Origin of the sequence: Streptomyces calidiresistens (genome assembly GCF_014141525.1) — a bacterium.
Lineage (GTDB): Bacteria > Actinomycetota > Actinomycetes > Streptomycetales > Streptomycetaceae > Streptomyces > Streptomyces calidiresistens.
In genome coordinates this window covers 1-3,519 of record NZ_VKHS01000590.1, presented here as the reverse complement: position 1 = coordinate 3,519, position 3,519 = coordinate 1, and the positions used below count along the sequence as shown (strand labels likewise).

The 3,519-nt window shown below is 69.9% G+C and carries 2 protein-coding genes; one reads left to right on the top strand and one right to left on the bottom strand.

Annotated features, from left to right (window positions below; genetic code table 11):
- Positions 1-97: 97 nt before the first annotated feature.
- Positions 98-2,899: an FxSxx-COOH system tetratricopeptide repeat protein gene (fxsT, locus tag FOE67_RS20085; RefSeq protein ID WP_182666240.1), complete on the top strand. Its 2,802-nt coding sequence runs from the start codon at positions 98-100 to the stop codon at positions 2,897-2,899.
- A gap of 16 nt (positions 2,900-2,915) precedes the next feature.
- Here the strand turns inward: fxsT and FOE67_RS20080 are convergent, their stop codons facing one another.
- Positions 2,916-3,476 carry an NUDIX domain-containing protein gene (locus tag FOE67_RS20080; RefSeq protein ID WP_182666239.1) on the bottom strand — a complete coding sequence of 187 codons (561 nt, stop codon included), beginning with the start codon at positions 3,474-3,476 and terminating at the stop codon, positions 2,916-2,918.
- Between the last annotated feature and the right edge of the window lie 43 nt (positions 3,477-3,519).

Genomic DNA, 3,519 nt, shown 5'->3' with positions numbered 1-3,519 from the left:
GTTTTTTTTTTTTTTGAGCATAAGTCGTGATACGGGATAGCTCAAAGTCTCGTGGGCGCGGAGATTTGTAAAAGAGACAGCGGCGACCCGGGGGGTGGTGGGGGAACTCGCCGAACTCGGACTCGACCCCGGGGCCGGTGGTGGGGAGCGCCGGACGAGCGTGATCCGTCTTCCCGAGTCGATCGGCGCGCACAGCGGGGAGTTCGCCCCCGCCGAGGACCCGGTGATCACGTTCACCGGTCTGACCGGGGCGGAGGACGCCGAGCGTCAACTCCTGTCGGCGCTGGTACCCGAGCGCGGAGCGACCACCCCACCGGTCCCCTCGCGCGGGGGCATCCGGTACCCGGGGCCGGGCGGCAACCGCAACAACCTGCCCCGGAGAGCCGGCGGCTTCATGGGGCGCGACGACTTCCTGGAATACCTGTGGGCCAAGCTCGAGAAGGGCCAACCCCGGGTGGAGAGCGTCCCGGAAATGCTGGTTCTGTACGGACTGGGGGGCATCGGGAAGACCCAGATCGCCCTGGAGTACGCCCACCGGTACGGGTCCCAGTACGACCTGGTGTGGTGGATCGACGCCGATCGCCCCGGACGGGTGCAATCCGCGCTGGCCGCCCTGGGGGACGCGCTGGGACTCCGGGGGGACTCGGTGCGAGAGGTGGCCCGGGCGACCCTGGCCGCCCTGCAGTCCGACGCCCACGGCAGGTGGCTGCTGATCCTCGACAACGTCGAACCGGACGAGGAGGAGGAGGTCTTCCGCGAATACCTCCCCACCCACGGCCCGGGGCACGTGCTGATCACGTCCCGCCACGCGGTGCGCAACGACGCCTTCGAGTCGATCGAGGTCGTTGCCTTCACCCGCAGGGAGAGCATGGAACTCCTGGCCGATCGCCTGCCGCCGGTGGCGGATCGCGAGATGAACGATCTCGCCGAGGAACTCGGGGACCTGCCCATGGCCGTGGAACACGCCGCCGCGTGGCTGCGAAGCACCAACGTACCCGTCCATGCCTACCTGGAACTGCTGCGGTCCGAGGCGGAGCCCGCACCGGGTGGGTCCGCCGAACGGAACGAGGAGGATCCGCGTTCCCACACGGCCACCTGGCGGGTCTCCTTCCAGCAGTTGCGTGAGGAGCGACCGGCCGCCGCCCGGCTGTTGGAACTGTGTTCCTTCCTGTCCCCCGACCACATCGCCGCGTCGATCGTCTACAGCGACCCGATGCGGCGTCACCTGGGGGAATACGAACCGGCGGCCCGGGGGATCTCCGGCATGGGATCCGTGGTCCTGGAACTGCGCCGTTACGCGTTCGCCGGGATCGATCCCTCGAACAGATCGCTGGAGGTGCACCGCCTGGTGCAGCGCAGCGTCCGTCAATGGCTTCTCTCCGACACCCCCGCGGCCTTCGAGAGCACCCGGTCGAAGATCCAGGAAATCCTGGGCGATGTACGCCCCACGGCCACACTCGTCTTCGACGAGGGGGCGGAACAGGTCAGCAGGATGTACCGGGACCTGAGTCCTCACCTCGAACCCTCGGGAGCGCTGGAGAGCGACCTCCCCACCGTTCGCGAGTGGGTCATCGACCATGTTCGGTACCTGTGGCGGAGCGGGGACCCGCACCAGGCCCTGGAGATCGGTCGCCGGGTGCTGCCCCTGTGGGAGCAGCGACACGGCCCCGACGATCCCCTCCTGCTGCGCCTGCGTGCTCAACTGGCCAACCCCCTCAGGTCCCTGGGGATGTACCGGGAGGCGTACGCCCACGACCACGAGGCGCTGAGAAGACAGGTGAAACATCCCGAGGTGGGCTCGAACCACCCCCACACCCTGGTCACCCGACGGAACTACGGAGCCGACCTGCGGGGACTGGGCCGGTACACGGAGGCCCACGCCTCCGACACCGAGTGTCACGCGCTCTTCAAACACATCATGGGCGAGGACCACGACGACACTCTGCGCGCGGCCAACAACCTGGGGGTCTCGCTGAACCTGATCGGCCACACCGGCGCCGCCCTGGAACTCGACGGCCGGACGTTCGAGAAAAGACTGGAACTGCTGGGAGCCGATCATCCGCTCACCCTTCAGGTGGCGATCAGAATCGCCCAGGGGAGACGGGAGACGGGTGACTTCCGCGGGGCGCAGAGCCTCCTGCTGGAAACCCTCGGTCGCATGGAGCGGGTGCACGGAACGGGGCATCCCGATGTCCTTCGCGCCCGCAGGGAGTTGGCCGTGAACCATCGCAGGCTGGGCAACGTCCGCAAAGCCGAGGAGGAGAACCGGGAGGCGCATGAGGGTTTCCTGCGCGCCCACACCGCCCGACACCCCGACACGATGGCGGCGGCGATGAGCCTGGCGTCCTCCCTGGCCGTCCTCGGGGAGGAGGATCCGGAACGCCTGACGGCCGCCCGGAATCTCGCCGAGGAGGTGTACCCGGATTACCTCGCCGTGTTGGGAGAGGACCACCCCCTCACCTTGTCCTGTGCCTCCAACCTCGCCGTCATCCGGGCTCGATGCGGTGAACCCGCCGCCGGACTGCCCCTGGTCTCCCGGGCGGTGGACAGGATCGACGAGACGCTGGGAAGCCATCACCCGCTCACTCTTTCCTGCCGGACACATGTGACCGTGGTCCTCGCCTCGGCGGGCAGGACGGAGGAGGCGCTCGCGGAGAGTTCCGCCGCCCTTCTCGGGCTGGGCTCCGTCTACCGACGACGGCTCCACCTGCGCACCCTGTGCTGCTCCTACACCACCGCCCTGCTCCGTCGGACGGTGGATCCCTCGGAGGAGAACGAAGCGGCGCTCGAGGAGGTGAGGAAGACGTTCGTGACCGAGTTCGGGAGTGCCCACTTCCTGCACCGGATGATGACCTCGGGAAAACCCGCGGAGATCGATATCGAGGCGTCGCCGATCTGATCGGGTCGAAGCGGGATCACCGGACCCGCGGTGGGGCATGCCCGGCGAACCAGGCCCAGGCGGCCCGGGTGTGCAGCGGGAAGGCCAGCTCGCGGGGCCCGGTCAGCAACTCCCGTCCGGTGGTCTCCTCGGTGGGGAGGTCCGGCGGCAGCTCGGCGACGGCCAGCGGGGGCAGCAGGCCGAAGACCAGGAGGTGGTCGCCGTCGGCCCCCATCACGTCGAAGAGGCGCACCCGGTCCGCCGGGGCGCGCACCCGGGTCTCCTCGAACAGCTCGCGGACCACCGCTCCCCGCCAGTCCTCGCCGTGGTCGACGAACCCGCCGGGCAGCGCGAGCAGCCCCCGCCGGGGTTCGATGTCCCGCCGGATGACGAGCAGCGCCGGGTCGCCCGCCGGGAGGAGGACGGGTTGGAGCGCCACGGCGACCGGCAGGGGGTTGCGGTACCGCACCCGCCCGCACCGCGGGCAGGTGCGGGGCCATCCGGCGTTCGCCGGGAACCGGCCGCCGCAGTGCGGGCAGTGGCTGTCGGGGACCGCGTGGTGCCCGGCGGCGGGGTCGGATTCCGCGGTGGGGGGCACGGGCTCCTCCGGAGGGGCGGGCCGCCCGGCGCGGAAGGGACCG